The sequence below is a fragment of the Rhizobium sp. WYCCWR 11128 genome (assembly GCF_013416305.1).
In the GTDB taxonomy this organism is placed as follows: domain Bacteria; phylum Pseudomonadota; class Alphaproteobacteria; order Rhizobiales; family Rhizobiaceae; genus Rhizobium; species Rhizobium indicum.
Window position 1 is genome coordinate 23,961 of record NZ_JACCEZ010000010.1, and the last position, 26,459, is coordinate 50,419.

19 protein-coding genes are annotated in these 26,459 nt (G+C 62.0%); 9 read left to right on the top strand and 10 right to left on the bottom strand.

All coding sequences use genetic code 11. The features are described from left to right. Nucleotides 1–40: 40 nt before the first annotated feature. Together HX898_RS25435 and hisN are read left to right on the top strand one after the other, a co-directional pair. Nucleotides 41–922 carry an N-formylglutamate amidohydrolase gene (locus HX898_RS25435; RefSeq protein ID WP_131713414.1) on the top strand — a complete coding sequence of 294 codons (882 nt, stop codon included), beginning with the start codon at nt 41–43 and terminating at the stop codon, nt 920–922. Nucleotides 923–1,197: 275 nt separating this feature from the next. Further along, entirely contained in the window at nt 1,198–1,971 is a 774-nt protein-coding gene (hisN, locus tag HX898_RS25440; RefSeq protein WP_138333357.1) for a histidinol-phosphatase, read from the top strand. A 65-nt stretch (nt 1,972–2,036) separates the two neighbouring features. Here hisN and HX898_RS25445 read toward each other — a convergent pair whose 3' ends face one another. Then, on the bottom strand, nt 2,037–3,011 hold the full coding sequence (locus HX898_RS25445) for an alpha/beta hydrolase (protein WP_138390559.1): 975 nt from the start codon (nt 3,009–3,011) through the stop codon (nt 2,037–2,039). A gap of 404 nt (nt 3,012–3,415) precedes the next feature. Here HX898_RS25445 and HX898_RS25450 point away from each other — a divergent pair, with 404 nt between their 5' ends. Beyond that, nucleotides 3,416–3,886 (top strand): Hsp20 family protein, encoded by a 471-nt coding sequence (locus HX898_RS25450; RefSeq protein WP_018072811.1) that lies wholly within the window; start codon nt 3,416–3,418, stop codon nt 3,884–3,886. 59 nt (nt 3,887–3,945) lie between these two features. Here HX898_RS25450 and HX898_RS25455 read toward each other — a convergent pair whose 3' ends face one another. Next, nucleotides 3,946–4,995: a bile acid:sodium symporter family protein gene (locus HX898_RS25455; protein ID WP_180196140.1), complete on the bottom strand. Its 1,050-nt coding sequence runs from the start codon at nt 4,993–4,995 to the stop codon at nt 3,946–3,948. A gap of 45 nt (nt 4,996–5,040) precedes the next feature. Between HX898_RS25455 and HX898_RS25460 the strand changes: the two genes are divergently transcribed. After that, nucleotides 5,041–5,895, top strand: coding sequence for a LysR family transcriptional regulator (locus HX898_RS25460; RefSeq protein ID WP_138390557.1), 855 nt, complete (start codon nt 5,041–5,043; stop codon nt 5,893–5,895). A gap of 55 nt (nt 5,896–5,950) precedes the next feature. On the opposite strand, the gene HX898_RS25465 is transcribed toward HX898_RS25460, so the two are convergent. After that, on the bottom strand, nt 5,951–7,003 hold the full coding sequence (locus tag HX898_RS25465; protein ID WP_138390556.1) for a low specificity L-threonine aldolase: 1,053 nt from the start codon (nt 7,001–7,003) through the stop codon (nt 5,951–5,953). 538 nt (nt 7,004–7,541) lie between these two features. Here HX898_RS25465 and gltB point away from each other — a divergent pair. The 3 genes from gltB to HX898_RS25480 all read left to right on the top strand — a co-directional run bounded on the left by gltB (nt 7,542) and on the right by HX898_RS25480 (nt 14,846). Beyond that, entirely contained in the window at nt 7,542–12,266 is a 4,725-nt protein-coding gene (gene gltB / locus HX898_RS25470; protein WP_180196141.1) for a glutamate synthase large subunit, read from the top strand. Between the two features lie 226 nt (nt 12,267–12,492). Further along, nucleotides 12,493–13,947 carry a glutamate synthase subunit beta gene (locus HX898_RS25475; protein WP_180196142.1) on the top strand — a complete coding sequence of 485 codons (1,455 nt, stop codon included), beginning with the start codon at nt 12,493–12,495 and terminating at the stop codon, nt 13,945–13,947. A 266-nt stretch (nt 13,948–14,213) separates the two neighbouring features. Beyond that, on the top strand, nt 14,214–14,846 hold the full coding sequence (locus HX898_RS25480) for a hypothetical protein (RefSeq protein ID WP_180196143.1): 633 nt from the start codon (nt 14,214–14,216) through the stop codon (nt 14,844–14,846). A gap of 34 nt (nt 14,847–14,880) precedes the next feature. On the opposite strand, the gene HX898_RS25485 is transcribed toward HX898_RS25480, so the two are convergent. Both HX898_RS25485 and HX898_RS25490 read right to left on the bottom strand, forming a co-directional pair. Continuing rightward, on the bottom strand, nt 14,881–16,122 hold the full coding sequence (locus HX898_RS25485) for a DUF459 domain-containing protein (protein ID WP_180196144.1): 1,242 nt from the start codon (nt 16,120–16,122) through the stop codon (nt 14,881–14,883). Nucleotides 16,123–16,281: 159 nt separating this feature from the next. Then, on the bottom strand, nt 16,282–17,505 hold the full coding sequence (locus HX898_RS25490) for a lytic murein transglycosylase (protein ID WP_138333364.1): 1,224 nt from the start codon (nt 17,503–17,505) through the stop codon (nt 16,282–16,284). 204 nt (nt 17,506–17,709) lie between these two features. Between HX898_RS25490 and galU the strand changes: the two genes are divergently transcribed. Continuing rightward, nucleotides 17,710–18,597 carry a UTP--glucose-1-phosphate uridylyltransferase GalU gene (gene galU / locus HX898_RS25495; RefSeq protein ID WP_063475331.1) on the top strand — a complete coding sequence of 296 codons (888 nt, stop codon included), beginning with the start codon at nt 17,710–17,712 and terminating at the stop codon, nt 18,595–18,597. A 175-nt stretch (nt 18,598–18,772) separates the two neighbouring features. Here galU and HX898_RS25500 read toward each other — a convergent pair whose 3' ends face one another. Further along, nucleotides 18,773–20,314, bottom strand: coding sequence for an outer membrane beta-barrel protein (locus tag HX898_RS25500; RefSeq protein ID WP_180196145.1), 1,542 nt, complete (start codon nt 20,312–20,314; stop codon nt 18,773–18,775). A gap of 143 nt (nt 20,315–20,457) precedes the next feature. Between HX898_RS25500 and HX898_RS25505 the strand changes: the two genes are divergently transcribed. Continuing rightward, a complete protein-coding gene (locus HX898_RS25505; protein ID WP_180196146.1) occupies nt 20,458–21,453 on the top strand; it encodes a KpsF/GutQ family sugar-phosphate isomerase in 996 nt (331 codons plus the stop codon). Nucleotides 21,454–21,481: 28 nt separating this feature from the next. Here HX898_RS25505 and HX898_RS25510 read toward each other — a convergent pair whose 3' ends face one another. From HX898_RS25510 to HX898_RS25525, 4 genes are all read right to left on the bottom strand, one after another. Next, nucleotides 21,482–21,937, bottom strand: coding sequence for an NfeD family protein (locus tag HX898_RS25510; RefSeq protein ID WP_003542867.1), 456 nt, complete (start codon nt 21,935–21,937; stop codon nt 21,482–21,484). 3 nt (nt 21,938–21,940) lie between these two features. Further along, nucleotides 21,941–22,981, bottom strand: coding sequence for an SPFH domain-containing protein (locus tag HX898_RS25515; RefSeq protein ID WP_011653489.1), 1,041 nt, complete (start codon nt 22,979–22,981; stop codon nt 21,941–21,943). A 178-nt stretch (nt 22,982–23,159) separates the two neighbouring features. Next, on the bottom strand, nt 23,160–24,194 hold the full coding sequence (hemH, locus tag HX898_RS25520) for a ferrochelatase (RefSeq protein WP_180196147.1): 1,035 nt from the start codon (nt 24,192–24,194) through the stop codon (nt 23,160–23,162). Nucleotides 24,195–24,319: 125 nt separating this feature from the next. After that, nucleotides 24,320–26,314, bottom strand: a complete 1,995-nt coding sequence (locus HX898_RS25525; protein ID WP_180196148.1) for a bifunctional UDP-sugar hydrolase/5'-nucleotidase — start codon at nt 26,312–26,314, stop codon at nt 24,320–24,322. Between the last annotated feature and the right edge of the window lie 145 nt (nt 26,315–26,459).

Consider the following 26,459-nt stretch of genomic DNA (forward strand, 5'->3'; position numbering starts at 1 on the left):
GCAAAGCAGTCAGTTCATGACATGGTAAAGAGGGCCGAAAGTGCCGGAAATACGCGAATACGAGCTTTTTGAGGTTCATGAGCCCGTGTCGCAGACCATTCCCTTCGTCTACAACTCCCCCCATAGCGGCCGCATTTATCCACCGGAATTTATTGCTCAGTCAAGGCTGGAAGGCATCGCCATCCGCCGTTCCGAGGATCACTATGTCGACGAGCTCTTCGGCTCGGCCGTCGCACTCGGCGCGCCGCTGCTGGCGGCCAACTTCCCGCGCGCCTATCTCGACGTCAATCGCGAGCCTTACGAGCTCGATCCGCGGATGTTCGACGGGTTGCTGCCGCCCTATGCCAATGTCAATTCGCTCAGGGTCGCCGGCGGGCTCGGCACCATTCCGCGCATCGTCGCCGAGAACATGGAGATCTACGCGCGGCGCCTGCCGGTGCAGGAGGGGCTCGATCGCGTCGAAGCGGTCTACAAGCCCTATCATGCGGCGCTTCGCCGGCTGATCGCGCGAACGCATGTGCAGTTCGGCTTCGGCGTGCTGATCGACTGCCATTCCATGCCCGGCAACGTGCGCGTTGCCGGCAGCACTGCGCGACCTGATTTCATCATTGGTGATCGCTACGGCACCAGCGCTTCGGCCGAACTTTCGCGCGCGGCCATCGCCATCCTCGAGGAAATGGGTTTTGCGGCGATCCGCAACAAGCCCTATGCCGGCGGCTTCATCACCGAACATTACGGCCGGCCTTCGCGCGGCCTGCATGCGCTGCAGATCGAGGTGAACCGAGCGATCTATGTCGATGAAGTGACGCTGGAGAAACGAGAGGATTTCGCCGCAGTGGCCGACGCCGTCACGGACTTCATGCAGCAGATGGCGGAATATGTCGAGAAATTTGCCGGCGACCGGGCGCTGGCCGCCGAATAGATCTCTTTTTCGATGTTGCTGACGTCTGGCCTTCGTTTTCCGGCCAAAAAAAACCGCGCTTGTGAGCGCGGCTAAGTCTAGGGAGGAAACACCCAAGGAGGGTATTTACAGTCAGAAGACTGTATGAAGACGCTACTATTGCATTGCACAAATGTCAAGCAATATATTGCGCTGCGATATCTTTGGGCAGTTGGAGCCAAATTGCCTGCTGCATTTGCATTCCCGTTGCTTTTCGCTATGAAAAGCGCCATTCCCGCCAGCCAAACGGATCCAACATGTTTCCTGACCGTTCGTTCTTCAATCGCCTGGCGGAGGCTGCTCGAGCCGAAACGCTGCCGCGCTTCCGCTCCGGCCTCGATGTCACGAACAAGCTTTCCTCCGGTTTCGATCCGGTGACGGAGGGCGACCGGGCGGCCGAACTCGCCATCCGGGCGCTGATCGAGGAGAGTTTCCCCGGCCACGGCATTCTCGGCGAGGAACACGGCAATGTCGGGCTCGACCGCGAATATGTCTGGGTGATCGATCCGATCGACGGCACGCGCGCCTTCATATCGGGTGTGCCGGTATGGGGAACGCTGATCGGCCTGCAGAAGGATGGCAGGGCGATCATGGGCATGATCGAACAACCCTTTACCGGCGAGCGTTATTTCGCCGACCAGAACGGCTCGATCTATACCGGGCCGGAGGGCGAGCGGCGTCTGGCGACGCGCCAGTGCGATGCGCTTTCGAACGCCATCCTGTTCACCACCTCGCCGCATCTCTTTGCCGGCGAGGAGATGGAGAAATACCGCGAGATCGAGAGCCAGGTGCGGCTCTTCCGCTACGGCTGCGACTGCTATGCCTATGCGCTGCTTGCCGCCGGTCATGTCGATCTCGTCGTCGAAAACAGCCTGAAGCCTTATGATGTCGGCGGCATCATTCCCGTCATCGAGGGGGCGGGCGGCATCATCACCACCTGGGACGGCGGACGGCCGGAAAACGGCGGCTCGATCATCGCTGCCGGCAGCCGCGCAGTCTACGAACAGGCAATCGCCATCCTGCAGCGCTAAGCCCCGACCGGCCGCGCTGATCCCGGTCAGCAACGCTGATCCCCCGTCAATAACGCTGATGCGTCTCACGTGCCGAGGGCTGCGACGTCCTGGTTTTCTTCGGCATCGCTGCCGGGAATGAAGGCGTGGAAGGCCGCAAGGGCGGCGGCGCGGTAGATATCGCGCTCCTGAAAGATCTCGTGACGGGCGCCGTTGATCGGCACCAGCTGGCCGGCACGGAAATAACGCGAAAGCCGCTCCTGCGCCGTATAGGGCACGACACCGTCGCGCGTCGGGGCGATGACGATGGTCGGGATGGTGATCGAGAAGAGATGGTAGGGTGAGGTGACCCGGTCCATCGTGCGAAAAGCCTCGATCAGCCAGCGGGCCGTCGGCGGCCCGAGCGTCAATTCCGGATAGGCCTTCATCATTGCGACATTGCGCTCGAAGCGGTGTTCGTCCGAGGTCAGCGGGTTATCGCTGAAGTTCGGCTCCTTCAGTTTCGAGGTCAGCGGCAGGAAGCCGAGGCCGACGGCAGTCAGCGTGCCGGCGAGAGCGCGGATGACGCGGGGCGAGGCCGACTGGCCGGTCAGGCCGATGAAGGGCGCCGACAGCACCATGCGATCGATACGGGTGGTGAGATAGGGCGCGGCGGACAGTGCGATCAGGCCGCCGGTGGAATGCGCGAGCAGATAGAAGGGCAGGCGGGTATCCGGCAGCACCACCTTTTCCAGGAAGGTATCGAGATCACGCTCGTAATCGGCAAAGCGGCGGATGTGGCCATGGTTGCGGCGCTTCATGAGCCGTGACGAACCGCCCTGGCCGCGCAGGTCGAAGGTCGCGACCCAGAGACCCTTGGCCGTGAGGTCGCGGATCGTTTCGAAATATTTCTCGATATATTCGTTTCGGCCGTGAAGGATGACGACGGTGCCCTTGGCAATCTGGCCACCCGAGCGGAAGACGGCGTAACGCAACTGGTGGCCGTCATGGGTTTCGAAGAACCCTTCCGTGCGGTTTTCCGGGGCGGGATTATCGGGCGTCGAATAGAGAACCTGATCCATGACTTTGCCAATGCGCCGCTGCTGACTGCTTCGCATCAGGGATAGCGCATGGCATCCGGCTTGGAAAGCGGTGGGGAAAAGGGCCGGCAGGAGCATGAGGGTGCTCGCGGCCGGCCGAGGTTGAGACTGAAGAAGAAGGGACGATGCACTTCAGTCATCGGGACCAGATTCACCCGACGCCGAAATTCCTAGGCGAATGCGCCTGAACGCGCTCCGAACCGGTCGTTCATGCGGGGTTCACGGGCCGATCAAGGCGATTCCGGAAAGGTCTTGAACTCCTCGAATCCCATCACCATCTCCTTTCTGCGGGTGCCGAACAGGGCCTGCACAACCGTCCCAAGGCCGCCAAGGATGGGGTCTCAGGGGCAATTCATCGCAACACGTCGCTTCCACAGGAGGACATCATGCGTCACGTAGACTTCTCTCCCCTTTATCGTTCAACCGTCGGTTTCGACCGGCTCTTCACCATGCTCGACAGCCTTGCCCAGCCGGAGCAGGCGCAGACCTATCCGCCCTATAATATCGAGCGCACCGGTGAAAACACCTATCGCATCACCATGGCCGTTGCCGGTTTCGACGAGACCGAACTTTCGATCGAAGCCCATGCCCATGTGCTGTCCGTGAAGGGTGAAAAGAACGAGGAACCTGCCGAAAGCGGCGAATTCCTCTACCGAGGCATTGCCAAGCGCGCCTTCGAGCGCCGCTTCCAGCTTGCCGATCATGTCGAGGTGACCGCCGCTTCGCTGAAGAACGGCCTGCTGCACATCGACCTTCTGCGCAATATTCCCGAGGCCATGAAGCCCCGCAAGATTACAATTGCCGCAGAACCGGTCGAGGCTCCGAAGGCCATCGAAGCGCAGATCATCAACGGCTAATCAGATCCTTATCGGATAAAACGAACGGCGCTCCATCGGGGCGCCGTTTTTGTTGTTGCTTAGGCCGGGCTGCCGGCCTCATTCATCTCTTTTTCCGTTGCGCGGCGGGCCGCGGCGGCGGCGTATTTCTGGGCAATGACGGCGCAGACCATCAGCTGGATCTGGTGGAACAGCATCAGCGGCAGCACGATCGCGCCGATCGACTGGCCGGCGAAGATGACGTTCGCCATCGGTACGCCGCTTGCGAGGCTCTTCTTCGAGCCGCAGAAGGTGATGGTGATCTGGTCGGCCTTGTTGAAGCCCAGCCACCGGCTGCCGAACATCGTCAGCACCAGGACAATTGCCAGCAGAACCATGTCGGCGGCGATGACGACGGCGATATTGGCGATCGAGAAGGTGTGCCACAGGCCCTCGACCACCGCCGTGCTGAAGGCAAGATAGACGACCATCAGGATCGAGCCGCGGTCGACAGGCATCAGGATTTTCTTCTTGGCGCGAATCCAGTCGCCGATCCAGGGCTGCAGGACCTGGCCGATGATGAAGGGGGCAAGCAGCTGCAGCAGGATCTGCTCTAATGCGTCGAAGGAGAAGCCGCCATGGCCGCCGACGGAAAACAGCAGGCCGACGAGCAGCGGCGTCAGGAACATGCCGAAGATGTTGGATGCAGAGGCCGAGCAGATGGCGGCGGGCACATTGCCGCCCGCCATCGAGGTGAAGGCGATCGACGACTGCACCGTGGACGGCAGGACGCAGAGGAAGAGGATGCCGAGATAAAGCGGCTGCGGCAGGATCGTGTCGGGGATCAGCCCGAGCGCCATGCCGAGCAGCGGGAAGATGCCGAAGGTCGTCAGCAGGATGACGATATGCAGGCGCCAGTGCAGCAGGCCTGATATGACCACGTCGCGCGACAGGCGGGCGCCATGCAGGAAAAACAGCAGCGCGATAGCAAGATCGGTGGCGATGCCGAAATAATCCGCGAACGTGCCGCGCGCCGGCAGCAACGAGGCAAGGATGACGGTGCAGACGAGCAGGATGGTGAATGTATCGGGCAGAAAGCGGCGCATGGCGGTCTCGCGGCTTGATAAAACAGTCATTGTTCTGTCGTCCATTATGATCCAGGATGCAAGAAATAACAGTTATCGAGAATCTGGATCATGCTGGACCTTTCGCAATTGCGCAGTTTCGTCGCCGTCGAACAGATGGGCAGTTTCACGCTCGCCGCCGAAAGGCTGGGCCTCGGGCAGTCGACGGTCAGTCAGCACATCCAGCGGCTGGAGGCAGCGCTCGGGCGCAGGCTGCTGGCACGCGATACGCATAAGGTGATGCTGACCGGCGATGGCGAGGCGCTGTTGTCGCATGCGCGCGCCATGCTTTCGATCGAGGGGCAGGTACAGTCGCTGTTTAAGAACAACAGCCTGCGCGGCAGCCTGCGGCTCGGCGTGTCGGAGGACTTCGTCACCAGCCAGCTGCCGGCGGTGCTGGAGGATTTCGTTCGTTCGCACCCTTCGGTCGACCTCGAACTGACAGTGGCGCTTTCCGGCGTTCTTTACGAGATGCAGGACAATGGCGAGATTGATCTGGTGCTCGCCAAGCGCCGGCTCGGCGATGCGCGCGGAAAGCTCGTCTATCGCGAGCCGCTCGTCTGGCTGGCGCGCGATCCCGAGCGTGTGCTTGCCTCCGGCCCTTTGCCGCTGATCGCCTTTCCGCCGCCGAGCGTGACACGAGTGATCGCGCTCGAAGCGCTCGGGCGAAACGGGGTGCCGTGGCGGATCGTCTGCACCTGCGGCAGCCTGAGCGGGCTGACGGCGGCGGCGCGGGCCGGAATGGGCGTGCTGGTGCAGCCACGCAGCATGGCGCCCTCAGGACTGAAGGAGATTGCGGTCGGAAAACTTCCGGCGCTGGAGGATGTGGAATTTGTGCTGGTGCCGCGCAAGGGAGCCGATCAGGCGCTGGTTTCAGCACTGTCGGAGGATATTCTGCAAAAGGTGAGGGGACTGAGGTCGGCGTGAGTCCTTGCCCGTCACCGAAAGGCCTGCCGGGCCGGCAAGCCTTTCGGGCAGGCGATCAGGCGGCCAGGCACTTCAAGAAGCCATCGACATCCGCTTCGGTGGTCGCGAAGCTGGTGACGAGGCGGATCAGGGTTTCGCTTTCGGAAACGAGTTCGGGCATTGCCGCCGGGACCGGCCATGCGTAAAATTTCGCGCCCCTTTCCTCCGCAGTTTTTGCGGCACTTTTGCTGACGACGGCAAAGACTTCGTTGGACGCGGTCGGCCAGGCGAGGCGGGCGGAGTTGCTCGTGCCGATACCGGCGCGCAGCCGGTCGGCCATGCCGTTCGAATGGCGGGCGAGATCGAGCCAGAGATCGTTTTTGAAATAGGCATCGAACTGGGCGGCGATGAAACGCGACTTGGAGAAGAGCTGGGCGGCGCGCTTGCGGATGAAAGGCATTTCCCGAGCCTGATCCGGATTGAAGAAGACGATCGCTTCAGCACACCAGCAGCCGTTCTTGGTGCCGCCGAAGGACAGCATGTCGACGCCGCGCTTCCAGGTCATTTCGGCCGGTGTGGCGCCGAGTGCGACCAGGGCGTTGGCGAAGCGGGCGCCGTCCATGTGGAGCGGCAGATTGCGCTTCCTTGATATGGCGGCGATCTCGCCGATCTCCGGCAAGGAGTAGACGGTGCCGATCTCGGTCGCCTGGGTGATGGTCACCGCGCTGGCGCGGCCGTGATGGACGGCATCCTCGGGAAAGCTTGCGATCTTCGCCGAAAGCTTTGCCGGATCGATCTTGCCGGCTTCGCCGTCAATGGCAACGAGGCGGGCGGCGCCGGAGAAAAATTCCGGCGCGCCGCATTCATCCTCGATCACATGGGCCTCCGAATGGCAGAAGGTGATGCCGCCGGGCCGCTGGACGCTTGCCAGCGATAGGGAGTTGGCGGCCGTGCCGGTGGCGACGAAGAAAACCGAAACCTCACGCTCGAAGATCTCGGAAAAACGGGCCTCGACCTTCCTGTCGAGATCGCCGGCGCCATAGGCCGCGGCAAAGCCGGTCGATTCCGTCAGCAGACGTTCGGCAATGGATTTGTGGGCGCCGGCCCAGTTATCGGAAGCAAAGAACATGTGGGGAAACCGTGAGAAAGGAAGGGGTTGGCAAGTCCGCAGCGGACATTACGCCAAAGCTTCACAGGATCAAGGTTGTCGCCCGCGACACATCACAGAAATTGAACTACGCAATCAATAAACAAAATAGTACCGTTTGACGTAATTTTATTTCGTCAGCACCACTGGCCAGGTAATCTTCCGTCGCAAATTGACGTTTTTTGACGGAGCGCTCTTGCGGAGCTGAATGCTTTCTGGCATAGAACTGATGAATTAGGACAGTGTTGCTGTCCTATTTTGGCCTTTATGACCGAAGAGGCGCCGAAAGCCCTGGAACAGACCGGCTTTCACGCTATAGTTCTTCCGAGCGCCAAGCCTCAAGGGCGGCGCGCGGAGGCGAATGGCAGGCGCGGAACGCGACGGTTTGCTTTCCTTTAAAGCAGATGTCTGCGGCCGATCTTCACAATGCAACAGCGCTGTCATGCGCCGAACCTATCTTCGGGTTGCGGCGCGGGACGAAAAGCCGCCCGCGGCCCCGCGGGCTTCGACAGGAGGAAAGATGATGACGAAGACGCCATCCATGGAAGTTGACCGGTTTGCTGCTGCAGAGCTGCGCGCGACGGCCAATATCTCCAAATCCGCCTCCGGCCTGCCGAAGAAACAGGGCCTCTACGATCCGCGTAACGAACATGATGCCTGCGGCGTCGGCTTCGTCGCGCATATGAAGGGCCAGAAGTCGCACCAGATCGTCAAGGATGGCCTGTTCATTCTCGAGAACCTGACGCATCGCGGCGCCGTCGGCGCCGATCCGCTTATGGGTGACGGCGCCGGCATCCTGGTGCAGATCCCCGACCGTTTCTTCCGCGAGGAGATGGCCGAGCAGGGCATCACCCTGCCGCCGGCCGGCGAGTATGGCGTCGGCCATATCTTCATGCCGCGCGATGAAAAGCAGATCGAGCACTTCAAGAAGGTGATCAAGGACGTCATCACCGAGGAAGGTCAGGTCTTCATCGGCTTCCGCGATGTGCCGGTCGACAATTCCTCGCTCTCCAAGGCGCCGGCCATTGCCGCAACCGAGCCGCATCATGTGCAGGTCTTCATCGGCGCCGGCGAGGATGCCGAAAACAACGACGAGTTCGAGCGCCGGCTGTTCACGCTGCGCAAGGTGATCTCCAACCGCATCTATGACGAGTTCGACGGCGAGGAGAGCAATTTCTATCCGGTGTCGCTGTCGTCGGCGACGGTGGTCTACAAGGGCATGTTCCTGGCTTATCAGGTCGGCGTCTATTACAAGGACCTGTCGGATCCGCGTTTTGAAAGCGCGGTCGCCCTGGTGCACCAGCGCTTCTCGACCAACACCTTCCCGTCATGGAAGCTCGCGCATCCCTACCGCATGGTCGCCCATAACGGCGAGATCAACACGCTGCGCGGCAACGTCAACTGGATGGCGGCGCGCCAGGCGTCGGTCTCCTCACCGCTGTTCGGCGAGGACATTTCCAAGCTCTGGCCGATCTCCTACGAGGGGCAGTCGGACACGGCCTGCTTCGACAACGCGCTCGAATTCCTGGTGCGCGGCGGTTATTCGATGGCGCATGCCGTGATGATGCTGATCCCGGAAGCCTGGGCCGGCAACCAGTCGATGGCGGCCGAACGCAAGGCCTTCTACGAATATCATGCGGCGCTGATGGAGCCCTGGGACGGGCCGGCTGCCGTCGCCTTCACCGACGGCAAGCAGATCGGCGCGACGCTCGACCGCAACGGCCTGCGGCCGGCGCGCTACCTCGTCACCGATGACGACCGCGTCATCATGGCGTCCGAAGCCGGCGTGCTGCCGGTTCCGGAGGAGAAGATCATCCAGAAGTGGCGCCTGCAGCCGGGCAAGATGCTGCTGATCGACATGGAAGAAGGCCGCATCATCTCCGACGACGAGGTGAAGTCGCAACTGGCGACGGCGCATCCCTATCGCAGCTGGCTCAACCGCACCCAGCTCATCCTCGAAGACCTGAAGCCGGTGGAACCGCGGGCGCTGCGCCGCGACGTCTCGCTGCTCGACCGCCAGCAGGCCTTCGGCTACACGCTCGAGGACACACGCATCCTGATGTCGCCGATGGCGACGACCGGCCAGGAGGCGATCGGCTCGATGGGCACGGATACGCCGATCTCGGCGATGTCGGAAAAGCCGAAGCTGCTCTACACCTATTTCAAGCAGAACTTCGCGCAGGTGACCAACCCGCCGATCGACCCGATCCGCGAGGAACTGGTCATGAGCCTGGTTTCCTTCATCGGGCCGCGGCCGAACATTCTCGACCATGAGGGGGCAGCTAACGCCAAGCGGCTCGAGGTTCGTCAGCCGATCCTGACCAATGGCGATCTCGAAAAGATCCGCTCGATCGGTCATACGGAAGACCGTTTCGACACCAAGACGCTCGATTTCACCTATGATATCGAGCGTGGTGCCGAAGGCATGCCCGAGATGCTTGACCGGCTCTGCGAGCGCGCGGAAGCGGCCGTCAAGGGCGGCTACAACATCATCGTGCTCTCCGACCGCCAGATCGGGCCGGACCGGATCGCGATTCCTGCTTTGCTCGCCACAGCTGCCGTGCATCACCATCTGATCCGCAAGGGGCTGCGCACCTCGGTCGGTCTCGTCGTCGAGACCGGAGAGCCGCGCGAAGTCCATCATTTCTGCCTGCTTGCCGGCTACGGCGCCGAGGCGATCAACCCCTATCTCGCCTTCGACACGCTGCTCGACATGCATGCCAAGGGCGAATTCCCGAAGGAAGTGGATGCTTCCGAAATCGTCTACCGCTACATCAAGGCGGTCGGCAAAGGCATCCTCAAGGTCATGTCGAAGATGGGCATCTCGACCTACCAGTCCTATTGTGGCGCGCAGATCTTCGATGCGATCGGCCTGCAGTCGGAACTGATCGACAAGTATTTCTTCGGAACCGCGACGATGATCGAAGGCGTCGGCCTCGAGGCGATCGCCGCAGAGACCGTCGCCCGCCATAATGCGGCCTTCGGCACGGATCCGCTTCTTGCCACGACGCTCGATATCGGCGGCGAATATGCCTACCGCATGCGCGGCGAAAGCCATGCCTGGACGCCGGATGCTGTCGCAGCCCTCCAGCATGCCGTGCGCGGCAATGCCGAGGACCGCTACCGCGAATTCGCCGATATGGTGAACAATTCGGCGCTGCGCATGAACACGATCCGCGGGCTCTTCAAGATGAAGAGCGCCGAGGCGCTCGGCCGTACGCCGGTATCGATCGACGAGGTCGAGCAGGCGGCCGATATCGTCAAGCGTTTCTCGACGGGGGCGATGTCCTTCGGATCGATTTCCAGGGAGGCGCATACGACACTGGCGATCGCCATGAACCGGATCGGCGGCAAGTCGAACACCGGCGAGGGCGGCGAAGAATCCGACCGCTATATACCGCTGGCCAATGGTTCGATGAACCCGGAGCGTTCGGCGATCAAGCAGATCGCCTCGGGCCGCTTCGGGGTGACCACCGAATATCTCGTCAATGCCGACGTGCTGCAGATCAAGGTGGCGCAGGGCGCCAAGCCTGGCGAAGGTGGCCAGCTGCCGGGTCACAAGGTTGACGCGACGGTTGCCAAGACCCGCCACTCGACACCGGGCGTCGGCTTGATTTCGCCGCCGCCGCACCACGACATCTATTCGATCGAAGATCTGGCGCAGCTGATCTACGATCTCAAGAACGTCAACCCGGCTGCCGATGTTTCGGTCAAGCTGGTCTCGGAAGTCGGCGTCGGCACGGTCGCTGCCGGCGTCGCCAAGGCGCGTGCCGACCATATCACGGTCGCCGGCTTCGACGGCGGCACCGGTGCCTCACCGCTGACCTCGCTCAAACATGCCGGCAGCCCCTGGGAAATCGGCCTTGCCGAAACCCAGCAGACGCTGGTGCTGAACGGTTTGCGTTCGCGCGTCGCCCTGCAGGTGGACGGCGGCCTTAAGACCGGCCGCGACGTCATTATCGGGGCGCTGCTCGGAGCCGACGAGTTCGGCTTTGCCACCGCCCCGCTGATTGCCGCCGGCTGCATCATGATGCGCAAGTGCCATCTCAACACCTGTCCGGTGGGTGTGGCGACCCAGGATCCGGTGCTGCGCAAGCGCTTCAAGGGCGCGCCGGAGCACGTCATCAACTATTTCTTCTTCGTTGCCAACGAAGTGCGCGAAATTCTCGCCTCGCTGGGCTTCACCCGGCTCGACCAGATCATCGGCGCCTCGGAGCTGCTGGAGAAGGACGAGATGCTGTCGCATTGGAAGGCGAAGGGCCTCGACTTCAGCCGCATCTTCCACAAGGTCGACGCTCCCAAGGAAGAGACCTTCTGGACGAGCCGGCAGAAGCACCCGATCGACGACATTCTCGACCGCGTGCTGATCGAACAGGCGCAGCCGGCACTGACGGCCAAGACGCCCGTTGCCTTCGAGGTCGGCATCAAGAACGTCGACCGGTCGGTGGGCGCGATGCTTTCCGGCGAGGTCGCCAAGCGTTATCGCCATCGCGGTCTGAAGGAAGACACGATCAACGTGACGCTTCGCGGCACGGCGGGGCAGAGCTTCGGCGCCTTCCTGGCGCGCGGCGTCACCTTCAACCTGATCGGTGACGGCAACGACTATGTCGGCAAGGGCCTTTCGGGCGGCAAGATCATCATCAGGCCGCCGGAGAATTCGAGGATCGTCGCCGAGGACTCGATCATCGTCGGCAACACCGTGCTTTATGGTGCGACCGAGGGCGAATGCTACTTCCGCGGTGTGGCGGGCGAACGTTTCGCCGTGCGCAATTCGGGCGCGATCGCCATCGTCGAGGGTGTCGGCGACCATGGCTGCGAATACATGACCGGCGGCGTCGTCGTTGTGCTCGGCGCCACGGGCCGCAACTTCGCAGCCGGCATGTCCGGCGGTGTCGCCTACGTGCTCGATGAAACCGGTGATTTCGCCAGCCGCTGCAACATGGCAATGGTCGAGCTCGAGCCGGTGCCCGAGGAGGACGACATGCTGGAGAAGCTGCATCATCACGGCGGTGATCTCATGCACAAGGGACGCGTCGACGTCTCTGGCGACATGACGCGCCATGACGAGGAGCGCCTTTACCAGCTGATCTCCAACCATCTGCATTATACGGGCTCGGCCCGCGCCACTGAGATCCTCGACAACTGGGCCGATTACCGGCCGAAATTCCGCAAGGTCATGCCGGTCGAATACCGGCGTGCGCTCGAGGAAATGGAGCGCAGCCGGATGGGCATCGCCGCGGAATGAATTGCACCGGACATCCGTCACCTGACGACTGCAGGTGACGGGTGACGAAAATATCTCGATGACCCGTGACGATCACACCGACGGCGAAGGCTGTCCAGATCGCCCGGATGTCTTTCAGGGGATATGGTCCAATGACGGTCAAGACAAGCAACTTGCCCCGGGTACCGGGACTGACGATAGACAGATTGGCTGCGGTGAGGCGGTCATGAGGGTAAGGGACGAAGATATGGGTAAGGTAACAGGGTTTCTGGAAATCGACCGGCAGGTGGCAAAGTACCAGCCGGCGTCGGATCGTATCCGTCATTTCCGCGAGTTCACGATCCCGATGTCGGACCCGGAAGTGCAGAAACAGGCCGCGCGCTGCATGGACTGTGGCATCCCTTATTGCCACGGCCCGACCGGCTGCCCGGTTCACAACCAGATTCCCGATTGGAACGACCTCGTCTACAACAACAACTGGGAAGCGGCGATCCAGAACCTGCATTCGACCAACAACTTCCCTGAGTTCACCGGTCGCGTCTGCCCGGCGCCTTGCGAGGAAGCTTGCACGTTGAACCTCGAGGATGCGCCGGTCGCCATCAAGACGGTCGAGCAGGCGATCGCCGACAAGGCCTATGAGCTCGGCTTCATCCGCCCGCAGCCGGCCACGGTCCATACCGGCAAGAAGGTCGCCGTCATCGGCTCCGGCCCCGCCGGCATGGCGGCCGCCCAGCAGCTCGGCCGCGCCGGCCATGAGGTGCATCTCTATGAACGCGAGACCAAGCCGGGTGGATTGCTGCGTTACGGCATTCCCGACTTCAAGATGGAGAAGAACTTCATCGACCGCCGGGTCGAGCAGATGAAGGGCGAGGGCGTCACCTTCCATTGTGGTGTCAATGTCGGCGTCGACGTCAAGGTCGAGCAGCTACTCATTGATCACGACGCCGTGCTTTACTGCGGCGGCTCCGAGACGCCGCGCGAGGCGGGCATTCCGGGCACCGACCTTGCGGGCGTGCATGATGCGATGCCCTATCTCGTGCAGCAGAACCGCCGCGTCGGGCGCGAAAACATTGACAGCATCGGCTGGCCGTCGGACCCGATCCTTGCCGGCGCCAAACATATCGTTGTCGTCGGCGGCGGCGATACAGCTTCGGACTGCGTCGGCACGGCGTTCCGCCAGGGAGCCGTCAAGGTCACCCAGCTCGACATCCGGCCGCAGCCGCCGGAGAAGGAAGACAAGCTTGCCGTCTGGCCCTTCTGGGCGACGAAGATGCGTACCTCTTCCTCGCAGGCCGAGGGTGCCGTGCGTGAATTCCAGGTGGCTACACTTGAATTCGTCGGTGAAGACGGTGTGCTGACCGGCGTCAAGTGCTGTGAGGTCGACGAGCGCCGGCGGCCGGTTCCAGGCACGGAATTCGTCATCCGGGCCGATCTCGCCTTCATCGCCATCGGTTTTCGCGGACCGTTCACCGGCAGCGTGCTGAAGGAACTCGACGGCAAGCTGACGCTCAACACGGATAAGCGCGGCTCGACCAACGTCGTCGCCAACGACCGCGACTACAAGACTTCGATCGACAAGTTCTGGACGGCGGGCGACGTGCGCCGCGGGCAATCGCTGGTGGTCTGGGCGATCCGCGAAGGCCGGCAGGCGGCGCGCGCCATCGACGAGGAATTGATGGGCTCAACCGTCCTGCCGAACTGACCGTCGGCCGCACACAGGTTCTTGAAGACATGAACTCCGCCCCTCCGGCGGAGTTTTTTCGTGGTGCGACCGCTTGACGCGCCTGCGTGCGCCACAAGCCTCAAGCAATGCCGAAAAGCGAGATTTCCCCTCGAACGCGGGCTCAGGAAGAGCCGGCAGCGACCGGAGCGGGCGTGCCCTGCCGTTTTTCGGCCGCAGGGCACTTCAATACCGCTCGCGGCGCAAGGGACATCGATCGCTGCGAATGATCGACAAGGATTATTCAAATGGTTTCCGCACTTGACAATACCAGGATGGTTTCGGCCCAATATGCCCTGAAGAATCTTCGTAGCTCCGATGATAGTTCGGAGGATACGCAGAATTCGTCGGCTGCCAGCATCCTCAGCAGCTACGGCCTCGATCCGAGCTCTTCCTCGCTTCTTTCCAACCAGGCCCTCTCCGGCCTGCTGAATACGCTCTCGGCCCAGAGCGACACCTCCGACGAGGCCGTTACAACTGACGATGGCGCCGACGTGACCAGCGCCTCCTTCATGTCAATGTTGAAGCAGCAACTGCAGGATGCGGCTGCGGCCGAAGGCGAGAGCGGCAAGGCCCATGACATGCTGGCAGCCCTGGAGGCGGGCACGCTCACCATCACCGATCCGACACAGGGTGTGTCGGTCAACGCCTGGGATGTCGCCGATCCCGACGAGGCGGACACGGAGAGCAAGGACAGCCAGGATATCGATGTCAGCGGCTGGAGCGACTTCCTCGATGCGCATCTGGAGCGTGGCGCCAACGGCGCCTTCGTCAAGGAAAACGGCAGCTACGTCGACCAGACGAACGACAGCAATGCTTTTTTCGGCCTGATCGGCGCGAACTACTATTATCTGAGCTGGCCGCAGGCGACGGCGAAGTAAACGGGACGAAGTGGAGGGCGGCCTCGCGCAGCCTTTATTTGACCGAGACTTCGGCCGGCGCCTTTACGGCAGGCAGGCGGTAATCGTCAACGCGGCCGGGAGGTGCTGGCGTCATTTCGCCCTGCTCGACCAGCAGGTCGCGCGGCGACCGCGTCAAAGCCACAGGCGGCGGCCTGGCGCCGAGAAGCTCGCCGCCGCCGTCGAGATTGGGATCGGAGAGACTGATCGGCACGGTATGTTCGACCGGATTGGTGGGAAGGCCGAGACCGGGCAGATTGCTGGAGTCGAGGCGGACCAGATCGGGGCTTGCCTGCGTACCGAGCAGACGCCGGGCCGGTTTTTCCACATAGAAGGCAAGCTTGCGCCGGCCGGCCTGCGTAAGGTTGATGCCATCGGAGGTGCGCAGGCGCACCTGCTGGCCGTTCACATCCGAACCGGTGACGATGAAGTTGCCGTTTTCGTCGACGAAACCATCCCAGATATCGACGAATTCACCGCCGATGCTTTCGACCTGGTTGCGATAGAGCTGGTTCATCTGGACGGCATCGGCCGTCATCGAATCGGATTCGAAGGCGGGAAGACCGACCCAGAGCAGCGGGATCTTGCGGTCGGTGACCTCCTTGCCGAAGGAAAGCACGCGGCGGCGGTATTCGGTGAACCAGCCATCGGTGCGGAATTTTTCCTTGGCGGTGTCGGTCACCATCTGCTGGCGGTCGTTGGCGCCGATCATGACGACGACCATTGCCGGCTTCAGCTCGTCGATCATCTTCGGCAGCTGTTCCGGCCAGTCGTAATAATCGTCGCGGACAAGGCCTGAGGAGACGTTGCCGCGGGCTTCGACGACGACACCCGGCGAGGTCTCGAAGGCGGCGGTGAGGCCGTCGCCAAGGCCGCTGGCCAGGAAATCGCCGACGATCAGGATCTTTCGGGCGTCGCCGAGCTTCTGTACGGCCGGCTCCTCCTCCTGTACGGGAGCGCGGACCGGCGGTGCAGTGCGGGTATTGACTATGGCTTTCTGCGCCGGCGGGCGTTTGCGCTGCTGGCGTCTCGGCTGCTGCACGTCAGGGGCCTGCGGGCCGTCGTCGAGATAGCGTCGGCCAAGGAAGAAATCGAAGATCGACCGGCGCTGATACCGCTGCTCCTGGGCTTCGGCGACATGCACCGGCGCAAAAGCGCCAAGGCACAGCGAAGCCGCCGCCAAGGCGAGCACGAGCCAACGGATTTTACAGGTCCGATCAATTTTCTTCGTCATGGGCAGTTCCGCATCTGCCGGCATCTTGCACGCAGGGCAGGCCAGCGTCCACTCCCACTGATATCTAGGTCACGGTTCTGCCGCTTCCAATGCTGGTTCGCCAAAACCGTGCGGCAGGACGGGGCGACCTGCATGAGACAAAGACTTGAAGCGCCCTGCATGATTCCCGAACCGATGCAAACTCTAGCGGCGCAGTGCGTTCAGAAGCGGCAACGAGGGCTCGCCGTCCGGCTGCATGCCGATGCGCGACTGCACGGCTGATATCGCCGCCTTCGAACCCGAGCCGAAATTGCCGTCCACCTCGCCATTGTAATAGCCGAGCGTCTTCAAACGGGTCTGCAGCTCGAATTTCTCGGTAATGTCGAGTGCGCCGTTCGGGCGCGGCCAACGCTGCTGCATACCGCCGTAGCCGGCGATCTGGTCGGCCAGCAGGCCGACGGCAAGCGCGTAGCTGTCCGAGGCATTGTAGTTCTTGATGGTGAAGAAGTTGGCGGTCATCAGGAAGCCTGGGCCGCCAGCTCCGGCCGGCATCTTCAGCACGGCTTTGGTAGCGCTCTCGCGGAAGGCCTTGCCGTTCGGGCGTGTCAGGCCGAGTGCCGCCCATTGGGCCAATGTATGGGTCTTGCCGGCCTGCTTGGCGGCCGCTGCGGGAACGACGACCTCATAGCCCCAGGTCTTGCCGGTATCCCAGCCGTTCTTCATCAGGAGATTGGCCGAGGTCGCCAGCGCGTCGGGGATCGAGTTCCAGATATCGCGATGGCCGTTGCCGTCGGCATCGATGGCATAAAGCAGGTAGCTTGTCGGAATGAACTGAGTGTGGCCCATCGCGCCGGCCCAGGAGCCGGTCATCTCGCGTGCCGGCACATCGCCGTTCTGCAGGATCTTCAGCGCGGCGACCAGCTGTTTCTTGGCGAATTTGGCGCGGCTCGGATCGGCATAGGCAAGCGTTGCCAGGGCGCGTGGCACGTAGTGCAGCCGGTCGTCCTTGTCGAGGACTGCGCCGTAATTCGATTCCATCGACCAGATGGCCAGCAGAATGGTCTTGTCGACGCCGAAGCGCTGCTCGATCGCAGCGAGCGTCCTTGCGTGCTTGGCGGCCATCTCGCGGCCGATCTTGACCGTATAGGGGTTGACGCGGGAATCGACATAGTCCCAGATCTTCGAGGTGAATTCCGGCTGGTAGGCCGCCTTTTCGAGCACGGTCGGATCGGGCTCGCTCACTCCGGAAAAGGCCTTTTGATAGGTTGCCTTACTGATGCCACTCTGAGCGGCAGTCTGGTAAAAATCCGCGATCCATTTCTGGAAGCGGGAATCAGCTTGCGCGTTGTCGGGGACCAGTGCCACCTGGACGGCGACAACGAGGGCGAGAGCAAGACCACGAAGGGAGTTTTTGTGATTCTGGGTCATCGACAGTCGTATCCGTCATCTTTAGTTTCTGGTGCAGCGGGGCATCATTTCCGCCCAGACCCGAGACTACAGGAACGGAGTCAACAAATTCTTTACCATGGCGGCCCGCTGCGGTCACCATTTGCAAAACAGTAGCAATTCTATACTAGTTAAAGCTAAAAAGCTCTATTTCCAAAGCGATATGATCGAAGCAGGAGGCCGGGTGTGGCTCAACACAACAAAGTTCGTAAAGCAGTATTTCCGGTTGCCGGGTTGGGAACGCGATTCCTGCCGGCGACAAAGGCTGTTCCGAAGGAAATGTTGACCGTCGTCGACAAGCCAATCATTCAATATGTCGTCGATGAGGCGATCGAAGCCGGGATCGAACATCTGGTCTTCGTCACCGGACGCAACAAGCACGTCATCGAAGATTATTTCGACATTCATTTCGAGCTGGAACAGACGCTGCGCGAACGCGCCAAGAAGGCGGAGATTACCCTTCTCGCCCAGCAATTGCCGAAGGCAGGCACGGTGAGCTTCACTCGCCAGCAGGAGCCGCTCGGCCTCGGCCACGCCGTGTGGTGCGCGCGTGAGATCGTCGGCGACGAGCCCTTCGCGCTGCTGCTGCCCGATATGATCATGAAGGGTGACAAGGGCTGCATGAAGGGCATGATCGAGCTCTATGCCCAGAGCGGCGGCAATATCATTGCCGTCGAGGAATGCGCGCCGGATCAGGCGCATAAATACGGCATCGTCGGCGTCGGCGAGGCGATCGGCGATGGCTTCCGCATCACCGGCATGGTGGAAAAGCCTGCCAAGGGGACGGCGCCTTCCAACTTCTTCATCAACGGCCGCTATATCCTGCAGCCTGAGATCTTCAAGATCCTCGAAACCCAGGAGCGTGGCGCCGGCAACGAGATCCAGCTCACCGACGGCATGCTGAAGCTGCTGAAGGAACAGGATTTCGCCGGTTACCACTTCCGCGGCGCGACTTACGACTGCGGCGCCAAGGACGGCTTCATTCTGGCGAACGTCGCCTTCGCCCTCGAACGCGCCGATATCCGCCCCTCCGTCGAAGGCGGCTTCAGGGAACTGCTGGCCGGCCTGAAATAAGTTGCAGATTCAACGCGATAAAGCGCCGCGTGTCCTAACGGATGCGCGGCGCTTTATTTTGGTCGTCATGCATTAGAGCGCCGTGCGTCCTTACGGATGCACAAAGGACGCTCCAACACTTTGAATCTACGCATCGTGCTTTCCGAAAATCGATTCCGATTTTCGGGCCGATGCGCTAGCGTTTCAGCTTGAGACCGACGCCGGCTCGCCATTGCTGCGAATCGCTGCCTTCTTTGCGCGTCGTCAGCTCGTAGCCGAGCGTGCTGGTCAGATCGAGATAGCGGTTGATGTTCCAGGTCAAGCCGGTTGCGGCGGTATAGACGAGCTCATCGTTAATCGTGCTGTCCGTGGGATAATCGCGCCATATGACCCCGCCGATCATCGTCCCGACCAGATTGTCGCGCAGCTGGTGGGTGACCGTCGTCGTCAGCGCGTGCGAGACGTAGCCGCTTTCGCCTGCCGTGGTCGAGGGTTGGATGCTCGTCTGCAGGTCGAGATTGACATCGGTGCCGCGGATCGGCGACCAGAGCAGGCTCGCATCGAGCGTGGCTGTATCGATCGAGGACAGCCGGCTGTCTTCGAAATCCGCCATCTCGTAGCCGAGGCCGACTTCACCCTTCAGCTTTTCGCCGAGATCGACCTCGACGCCTGCCTTGGCGCCATAGCTATGGCCGGAGCGCTCGTAACCGGCAGAGTCGCGGGTTTCGTCATAGACCGAACGGCCGATCGTCGCCTCGATGAAGGGAATGAGCGCGGGAGACAGCTCGTAGCCGACGCGGCCGCGCAGCGTACCCGTCGTCTGGTTACGATCGCTGAGGGCGACGGTGGTGCCGTTCGCAAGCTTGGCATCCGAATAGATCGAGCGGGTCAGTGCCAGTGCCGTCGTGCCGCGCAGGATGCCGAAATCGCGTTGGACGGAGGCGCCGGCCGAAATTTCCTGCACGTCCGACTGCTGTGCGGCGTCGGCGATGGCGTCGGGATCATCCGTATCCTCACGGTAGAAATTATAGCCAGCGGTGAGGTGCGCGGTCGTATCGTCGGGAAGATCCAGCCTGAGATCGCCGTTGACTTTAAAGGAAGGCTGCTCCTCGCCCTCGCCGCTGATATTCCTCTGCCAGGCACCTTCCGAGGTGACGGTCAGCTGGTGCCGACCCCAGTCGGAAGTCAGTGTCGCTGCGGCATCCGTTTCAAGAAAGGCGCGCCGCTGCCTGGTATTGCCGTCCTTGGTGGTCTCGGTGTTGATGCTCTGGGTGACGCTCGGGCGGAGCACGAAAGTGCCAATCGGGATTCCCGGCGTTTCCTCTGTCGAGGCGCTATCGGCAGCCCTGCGGCGCGGCAGCGTCTCGTCGCTCGGCGCCTCGCGGGTGTTCAGCCGGCGTATGTCTTCGTCGAGGATGGAGCCGGTAATGTCGTCGCCGGCTTGCGCATCCGGTATGGCGGGCCGCTGCTGGGCATCGTCCGCGTTCGCGGTCGCGCCGTTTGCCGTAGGCGCAATGGTATCGCCGGTCTCGTCATCGAAACCGGCGGCGGATGCGGCATTGTTGGTGGCGCGGTTATCCTGGGAGGCGGCGGAGCGGCTGTTTGCCGGCTGTGTCGAGGCGGACTGCGCGAAGGCTGCCGTCTGGCTGAGAAGCAGACCACCGACCACTGCAAAAGAGACGGCACGGCTCATGGCGCGGAGCGGCGTCACACTGCTCGTCTGTTTTGGCTGGCCCATGCAATTCGCGCCTGACATGCTTTCGGTTCTTACCCAAAGGTAAAGCCTCGTGGTTAATCATTCGTTGCTGTCGGCGGGCGCTGTTCACAATTCAGAAAGAGTGCGGGGTGGACTTGGAAAGTGAAAAGGTCTAACGCAACTTCATGAACAGAAGAGCGATCAACCTCGTTGAAAACAGCGTGCTCGAGTCGGCAAAACGCACGATAGAGACCGAAAGACGCGGTCTTGAAGCGCTCGAACAGGCTTTTGACAATGGATTGGCCGGCCCTTTCACACGGGCCGTCGAAGTCATCGGCGACATCTCCGGACGTGTGATCGTCACCGGCGTCGGCAAGAGCGGGCATATCGGCGCCAAGCTCGCGGCGACATTCGCTTCGACGGGAACGCCTGCCTTTTTCGTACATGCTGCGGAGGCCAATCACGGTGATCTCGGCATGATCGCGCGCGACGACGTCGTGCTGGCGATTTCCAAAGGCGGCGAGAGTGCCGAGCTCAAGAGCATCATTTCCTTCACGCGACGCTTCTCCATTCCGCTGATCGCGATCACCTGCAGCGAAGCTTCCTCGCTTGCGGCCGCCGCCGATATCGTCCTTCTGATGCCGAACGAACAGGAGGCCTGCCCCAATGGGCTGGCGCCGACGACCTCGACGCTGATGCAGCTTGCCATCGGCGACGCGCTGGCGGTGGCGCTGTTGGAGGCGCGCGGCTTTACCGCCACGGATTTCCACGTCTTCCATCCGGGCGGCAAGCTGGGCGCGAGCCTGATGCATGTCGCCGATGTCATGCATACCGGCGAGCGGCTGCCGCTCGTTGCCAAGGGCACACCGATGCCGGAGGCGATCACGGTGCTGTCGCGCAAGCATTTCGGCTGCGTCGGCGTGCTTGATGAGGATGGGCGGCTCTGCGGTATCGTCACCGAAGGCGACATGGCGCGCAACCTGACGCGCAATCTTTCAGAGCTTGCCGTCGACGACATCATGACGCGGACGCCGAAGACGGTGAAGCAGACGGTGCTGGCGACCGCAGCCCTGGCGCTGCTCAACCAGCATCACATCGGCGCGCTGATCGTCATCGACGACGACCGCCGGCCGGTCGGGCTGGTGCATTTCCACGACCTGCTGCGGATCGGCGTCGCCTGATCAGGTCCGTTTGATCAGAATCATTTGATCAAACGGGCTCGACCGTCAGGTCGCGGCCGTTGCTCGATACCACCTTCACCTGCGTTCCGACGGGCAAGTCGGGTCCCATCACCTGCCATAGCGTATCGTCGAGGCGAATGCGGCCGCGACCTTCGCGGATCGGTTCGTGCAGCGTCGCCGTGCGGCCGACGAGGCTGGCGCCGCGCTGATTGAGAAAGGGCTCGTCGGTCGTCGCATTGCGCAGCGTCAGCCGACGGCCGGCGAAGGTGGTGGCAACGGCGAGAAGCGCAAAAAGGATCGCCTGCAACTCCCAGACCCAAAAGGCGCTGTCCCAGAAAAGCAGCGACAGCGCGCCGACGATCAAGGCGGCAAGGCCGATCCAGACCAGGAAGAAGCCGGGAACGATCATTTCCGCGGCGAGCAGCACGAGGCCCGCGACCCACCAGCTCCACGGACCGAGTTCGGCGACGATCTTCGCCAGCATGGCTTAGCGCTCCTGCTCGGGATTGAAAGGATTGGGGGTCGATGGATTGATCGGCGGCGTCGAGCGCGCCGGAGCGGGACGCGGACGCGGCGGTACCGGCAGCGGCGTTGATGGGCTGTTGCCGGCATCGCCGAAGACCTCGCGGGCAATGGCGCCGATACCACCGAGCGAGCTTAGGATGGAAGAGGCTTCCATCGGCATCATCACGATCTTGGAATTGGGCGCCGAACCGATCGAGGTGAGCGCCTCGGTATATTTCTGGGCGACGAAATAGTTGATCGCCTGAATGTCGCCGGCGGCGATCGCTTCCGAAACCATCTTCGTCGCCTTGGCTTCGGCCTCGGCCAGGCGTTCGCGGGCTTCGGCGTTGCGGAAGGCAGCCTCGCGCTGGCCTTCGGCCTGCAGGATGGCGGATTGCTTGGCGCCTTCGGCCCTGAGGATCTGCGCATTGCGCGAGCCTTCGGCTTCCAGCACCTGGGCGCGTTTCTCGCGCTCGGCCTTCATCTGGCGGGCCATCGCATCGACGAGGTCGCGCGGCGGCTGGATGTCCTTGATCTCGACGCGGGTAACCTTGATCCCCCAGGGATGCACGGCCTCGTCGACGACGCGCAGCAGCCGGTCGTTGATCGCATCGCGGTTGGAGAGCAGTTCGTCGAGATCCATCGAACCCATGACCGAGCGGATGTTGGTCATGGTGAGATTGAGGATGGCGTTTTCGAGGTTGGAGACCTGATAGGCAGCCTGGGCGGCGTTGAGCACCTGATAGAAGGAGACGGCATCGGCCGAAACCGAGGCATTGTCCTTGGTAATCACCTCCTGGGTCGGCACGTTCAGCACCTGCTCCATGACGTTCAACTTAGCGCCGACACGCTCGATGAAGGGGGTGATGAGGTTGAGGCCTGGCTCCAGCGTGCGGGTATAACGCCCGAAGCGCTCGATCGTATAGCGGTAGCCCTGCGGCACGGTCTTGATCCCGGCAAAGAGTACCAGGATGACGAAGATGACCAGCACGATCACGACGATGTCGAAGCCGCCGAACAGCATGAAAAATTCCTCCTATCGGCGCATTCGCGCCCACCTACACCACTGATGTGGTGAGTTAGCATGTTCTTTGCGAAGAGGAAATGACGCACGGCTGCCGCACCTTCCAAGCGAAAGGACGGTAAGGTCCGTCGGGTCGTCGCCGACTATCCGTGCGGTGTAAATTTCTGAAGATGGTTTCTTAGATCCAGCCCTGCAATTCGCGGCGGACGACCTTTTCCAGCACCTTCATGCCGTCCTCGCCATCGTTGAGGCAGGGGATATGCGCGAACTTCTCGCCGCCGTTTTCGTGGAAGGAGTGGGCGGCCTGTTCGGCGATCTCCTCCAGCGTTTCCAGACAGTCGGAGACGAATCCGGGATTGATGACGGCGATGCGTTTGACGCCGTCCTTGGCGAGCTTCTCAACGGTCTTGTCGGTATAGGGCTGCAGCCATTCCTCCGGCCCGAAGCGGGACTGGAAGGTCACCATGAAGTTTTCTTTGGTGAGCCCGAGCCGCTCGCGCAGCAGCCGGCCGGTCTTCTGGCATTGACAGTAATAGGGATCGCCTTGCTTGAAATAGGACATCGGTATGCCGTGGAAGGAGGCGAGCAGCATCTCGGGCTTCCAGTCGAGGGTCGAAAGATGCCTTTCGACGGATGTGGCGAGCGCTTCGATATAAGTCTCGTCGTCATGATAGGCGGGAACGGTGCGCAGCGCCGGCTGCCAGCGCATTGAGAGCAGCTTCTGGAAGGCCTTGTCGTTGACGGTGGCGGTCGTCGCCGCCGCATATTGCGGATAGAGCGGGAAGAGCACAATCCGGTCGCAGCCTTGTTCCTTCAGCGCGTCGATGCGCGAGGCGATCGACGGCGTGCCGTAGCGCATCGCCCAATCGACCTTGACGTTATCAAGATCCTTCAGGCGCTCGGCCATCAGTTCCGACTGGTTGCGGGTATAGGTGCGCAGATAACTTTCGTTCCTCTCCTTGTTCCAGATCAGCTCGTAGGCCTTACCGACCTTCTGCGGGCGGGTGTTGAGCACGATGCCGAACAGGATCGGATACCACTTCCAGGGCGACCATTCGATGACGCGGCGATCGGTCAGGAATTCCCTGAGATAGCGGCGCATCGACGTATAATCGGTGCCGTCAGGCGTGCCGAGATTGACCAGCAGCACACCGACCTTGCCAAATTTGACGGCCGGATGGTCGGCCGGGCGGAGTGAAATATCTGCTGTCATTCTGACCCCAAAGCTCTTTGTGTCTCTTCGGCTCATACGCAGCCTGGAGATCGTGGTTCACCCTATAGAAAGAAAAGCCGGCCCGGAAAACCCCGGACCGGCCATTGGCATCGGGACAAATCGTCTTACTTGGCGGGGACCTCGATCTCCTTGCCGACCGTCAGGTGACGCGGGTTCGGCTTGCCATTGGCATCCGAAAGCTTCCGCCACAGCGTGCCGTCGCCATAGAAAGTCACTGCGAGATCCCAGAAGGTGTCGCCCGCGGCGATGACGTGGGTGGAAGGCGTCGTCGCGGCAGGTGTGGAGGCTGCCGGTGCGGGTGCCGGTTCCGCAGCGGGTGCGGGTGTTGCTGGCGCCGGTGCCGCGGGTGCAGGAGCCGGTTCTGCAGGTGCCGCCGGCGCGGGGGCCGGTGCTGCCGGGGCCGGGGCTGCAGGTGCGGGAGCCGGCTCGGTGGATGGAGCGGGAGCAGCCGGTGCGGCAGGCGCCGGCTCGGAAGCGGAGGGAGCGGGCGTTGCCTGCGCCAGTTCCGTGACGCGGCCATCCGTGTAGGGCTTGTAGGGTGAATGCGCGGCGACATATTCGGCCGTCACGTCGGCAAGATCCGGGCCGAAATCATAGGCGTTCTGGCCTTCCTTGAAGATCGTATAGCCGTCGCCGCCGCCCCGCATGAAGTTGTTGGTGGCGACCTTGTAGGTCTTGGCCGGGTCGATCGGAGCGAAATTGTCGCCGTCCTTCACCTGAACATCGCTGACGCGGCTGCCGACGGGTTTCGACTGGTCGAACGAGAATTTCAGGCCGGCGACCTGCGGGAAGCGCCCGGCGCCCTGGTCGATCTGGCTGACACCATTTTCGAGCGCTTCGACGACATCTGCGCCGGTCGTCTCAAACGTAGCGAGCGTGTTCTGGAAAGGCAGGACAGTGATGACCTCGCCCTGGGTGACCTCGCCGCCGTCGATCGAAGCGCGCAGGCCGCCGCCGTTCTGAACGGCGATGGTGACGCCCTGGTTCTTGGTGCGATCGAGCATGGCGTCGGCCACCAGATTGCCCATCGAGCATTCCTTGACGCGGCAGACCTTGCGGTCGCCATCGATCGGGCTTTCGGAGGAGCCGATCACCTTCTTGCGCAGTTCCTCGATCGGCTTTGCCAGTTCGGCAATGCGGGTGATGACGGCCGGATCGGGCGTGAAGGTGGAATCGATCAGGATCGGATCGCCCTTGGCATCCTTGACCACGCCACTATCGTCGAAATTGACGACGAGATCGCCGAGATACTTGCTGTAGGAGGCGGCCTGGACGACCGGCACCTTGTAGCCGCCGGGATTGTCGACCATCGTCGGGTAGGGGCCTTCGGCCTTCGGATCGGTGTTGGAGAGCAGGCTATGGGAATGGCCGCCGACCACGATATCGACATCCGGGATCTTGGCGATCAGGGCGAGATCGCGGGGATAACCGACATGGGTCAGCGCGATGATCTTGTTGACGCCCTGGCCCTTCAGATCCTGAACGGCCGCGGTAATGGCCTCAACGTCATCAGCGATCGTGACGTTCGGGCCGGGGGAGGAAAGCTCTGCCGTATCATTGGTGACGGCGCCGACGATGCCGATCTTCTGGCCGCCGACATCGAGCACCAGCGACGGCTTGATGCGGTCGCCGAGCTTGGAGGCGGCTGTCGCCTTGACGTTCGCGGTCACGACAGGGAACTGCACCTTGTCGAGGAAGGTCGCGAGACCGTCCTCGCTGTCGTCGAATTCATGGTTGCCGACGGTCATGGCGTCGAACTTCATCAGGTTCAGGAATTCGGCTTCGGCTGCTCCCTTGTAGGTCGTGTAGAAGAGCGAGCCCTGGAAATTGTCGCCGGCATTGAGGAGGACGACGTTCTTGCCGGATAGCGCCTGACGGCGCTGGTCGATCGCGGTCTTCAGGCGGGCAGCACCACCGAAGCATTCCTTCTTGCCTTCCTCCTCGGCCGAGCAGGTGGAGTCGAATTTGTTGATCGATTCGATGCGCGAATGGAAATCGTTGATATGAAGAATATTGAGTTCGTAATCCGCAAAGGCGGCGCCCGCGCTGAGCGCCAGCATGGACGCGGTCAAAAGACCGAAGCTGAAAGACTTCGTCATCCCTGTTCTCCTGATTGAGGCGAAAGATCCCCCTGATCCCTCGCCGATCCCTTTCATTATGCGCCGGGGCGGTTTCCCGGCCTGCGGATGTTCCATCAGACGATGCACGACCGCAAGAGAAAGCTGGGCCAGGCGAGGCGCTTTC

Excerpts from the sequence above, each read along its gene's own strand:
- HX898_RS25510 (WP_003542867.1), bottom strand. The coding sequence starts at position 21,937 with ATGCTGGCGAAGATCGTCGCCGAACTCGGTCCGTGGAGCTGGTGGGTC.
- gltB (WP_180196141.1), top strand. The coding sequence starts at position 7,542 with ATGATGACGAAGACGCCATCCATGGAAGTTGACCGGTTTGCTGCTGCA.
- HX898_RS25505 (WP_180196146.1), top strand. The coding sequence starts at position 20,458 with ATGAACAGAAGAGCGATCAACCTCGTTGAAAACAGCGTGCTCGAGTCG.
- HX898_RS25465 (WP_138390556.1), bottom strand. The coding sequence starts at position 7,003 with ATGTTCTTTGCTTCCGATAACTGGGCCGGCGCCCACAAATCCATTGCC.
- HX898_RS25475 (WP_180196142.1), top strand. The coding sequence starts at position 12,493 with ATGGGTAAGGTAACAGGGTTTCTGGAAATCGACCGGCAGGTGGCAAAG.
- HX898_RS25450 (WP_018072811.1), top strand. The coding sequence starts at position 3,416 with ATGCGTCACGTAGACTTCTCTCCCCTTTATCGTTCAACCGTCGGTTTC.
- HX898_RS25500 (WP_180196145.1), bottom strand. The coding sequence starts at position 20,314 with ATGGGCCAGCCAAAACAGACGAGCAGTGTGACGCCGCTCCGCGCCATG.
- HX898_RS25485 (WP_180196144.1), bottom strand. The coding sequence starts at position 16,122 with ATGCCGGCAGATGCGGAACTGCCCATGACGAAGAAAATTGATCGGACC.
- HX898_RS25490 (WP_138333364.1), bottom strand. The coding sequence starts at position 17,505 with ATGACCCAGAATCACAAAAACTCCCTTCGTGGTCTTGCTCTCGCCCTC.
- HX898_RS25525 (WP_180196148.1), bottom strand. The coding sequence starts at position 26,314 with ATGACGAAGTCTTTCAGCTTCGGTCTTTTGACCGCGTCCATGCTGGCG.
- HX898_RS25515 (WP_011653489.1), bottom strand. The coding sequence starts at position 22,981 with ATGCTGTTCGGCGGCTTCGACATCGTCGTGATCGTGCTGGTCATCTTC.
- HX898_RS25460 (WP_138390557.1), top strand. The coding sequence starts at position 5,041 with ATGCTGGACCTTTCGCAATTGCGCAGTTTCGTCGCCGTCGAACAGATG.
- HX898_RS25445 (WP_138390559.1), bottom strand. The coding sequence starts at position 3,011 with ATGGATCAGGTTCTCTATTCGACGCCCGATAATCCCGCCCCGGAAAAC.
- HX898_RS25455 (WP_180196140.1), bottom strand. The coding sequence starts at position 4,995 with ATGGACGACAGAACAATGACTGTTTTATCAAGCCGCGAGACCGCCATG.
- HX898_RS25480 (WP_180196143.1), top strand. The coding sequence starts at position 14,214 with ATGGTTTCCGCACTTGACAATACCAGGATGGTTTCGGCCCAATATGCC.
- hisN (WP_138333357.1), top strand. The coding sequence starts at position 1,198 with ATGTTTCCTGACCGTTCGTTCTTCAATCGCCTGGCGGAGGCTGCTCGA.
- hemH (WP_180196147.1), bottom strand. The coding sequence starts at position 24,194 with ATGACAGCAGATATTTCACTCCGCCCGGCCGACCATCCGGCCGTCAAA.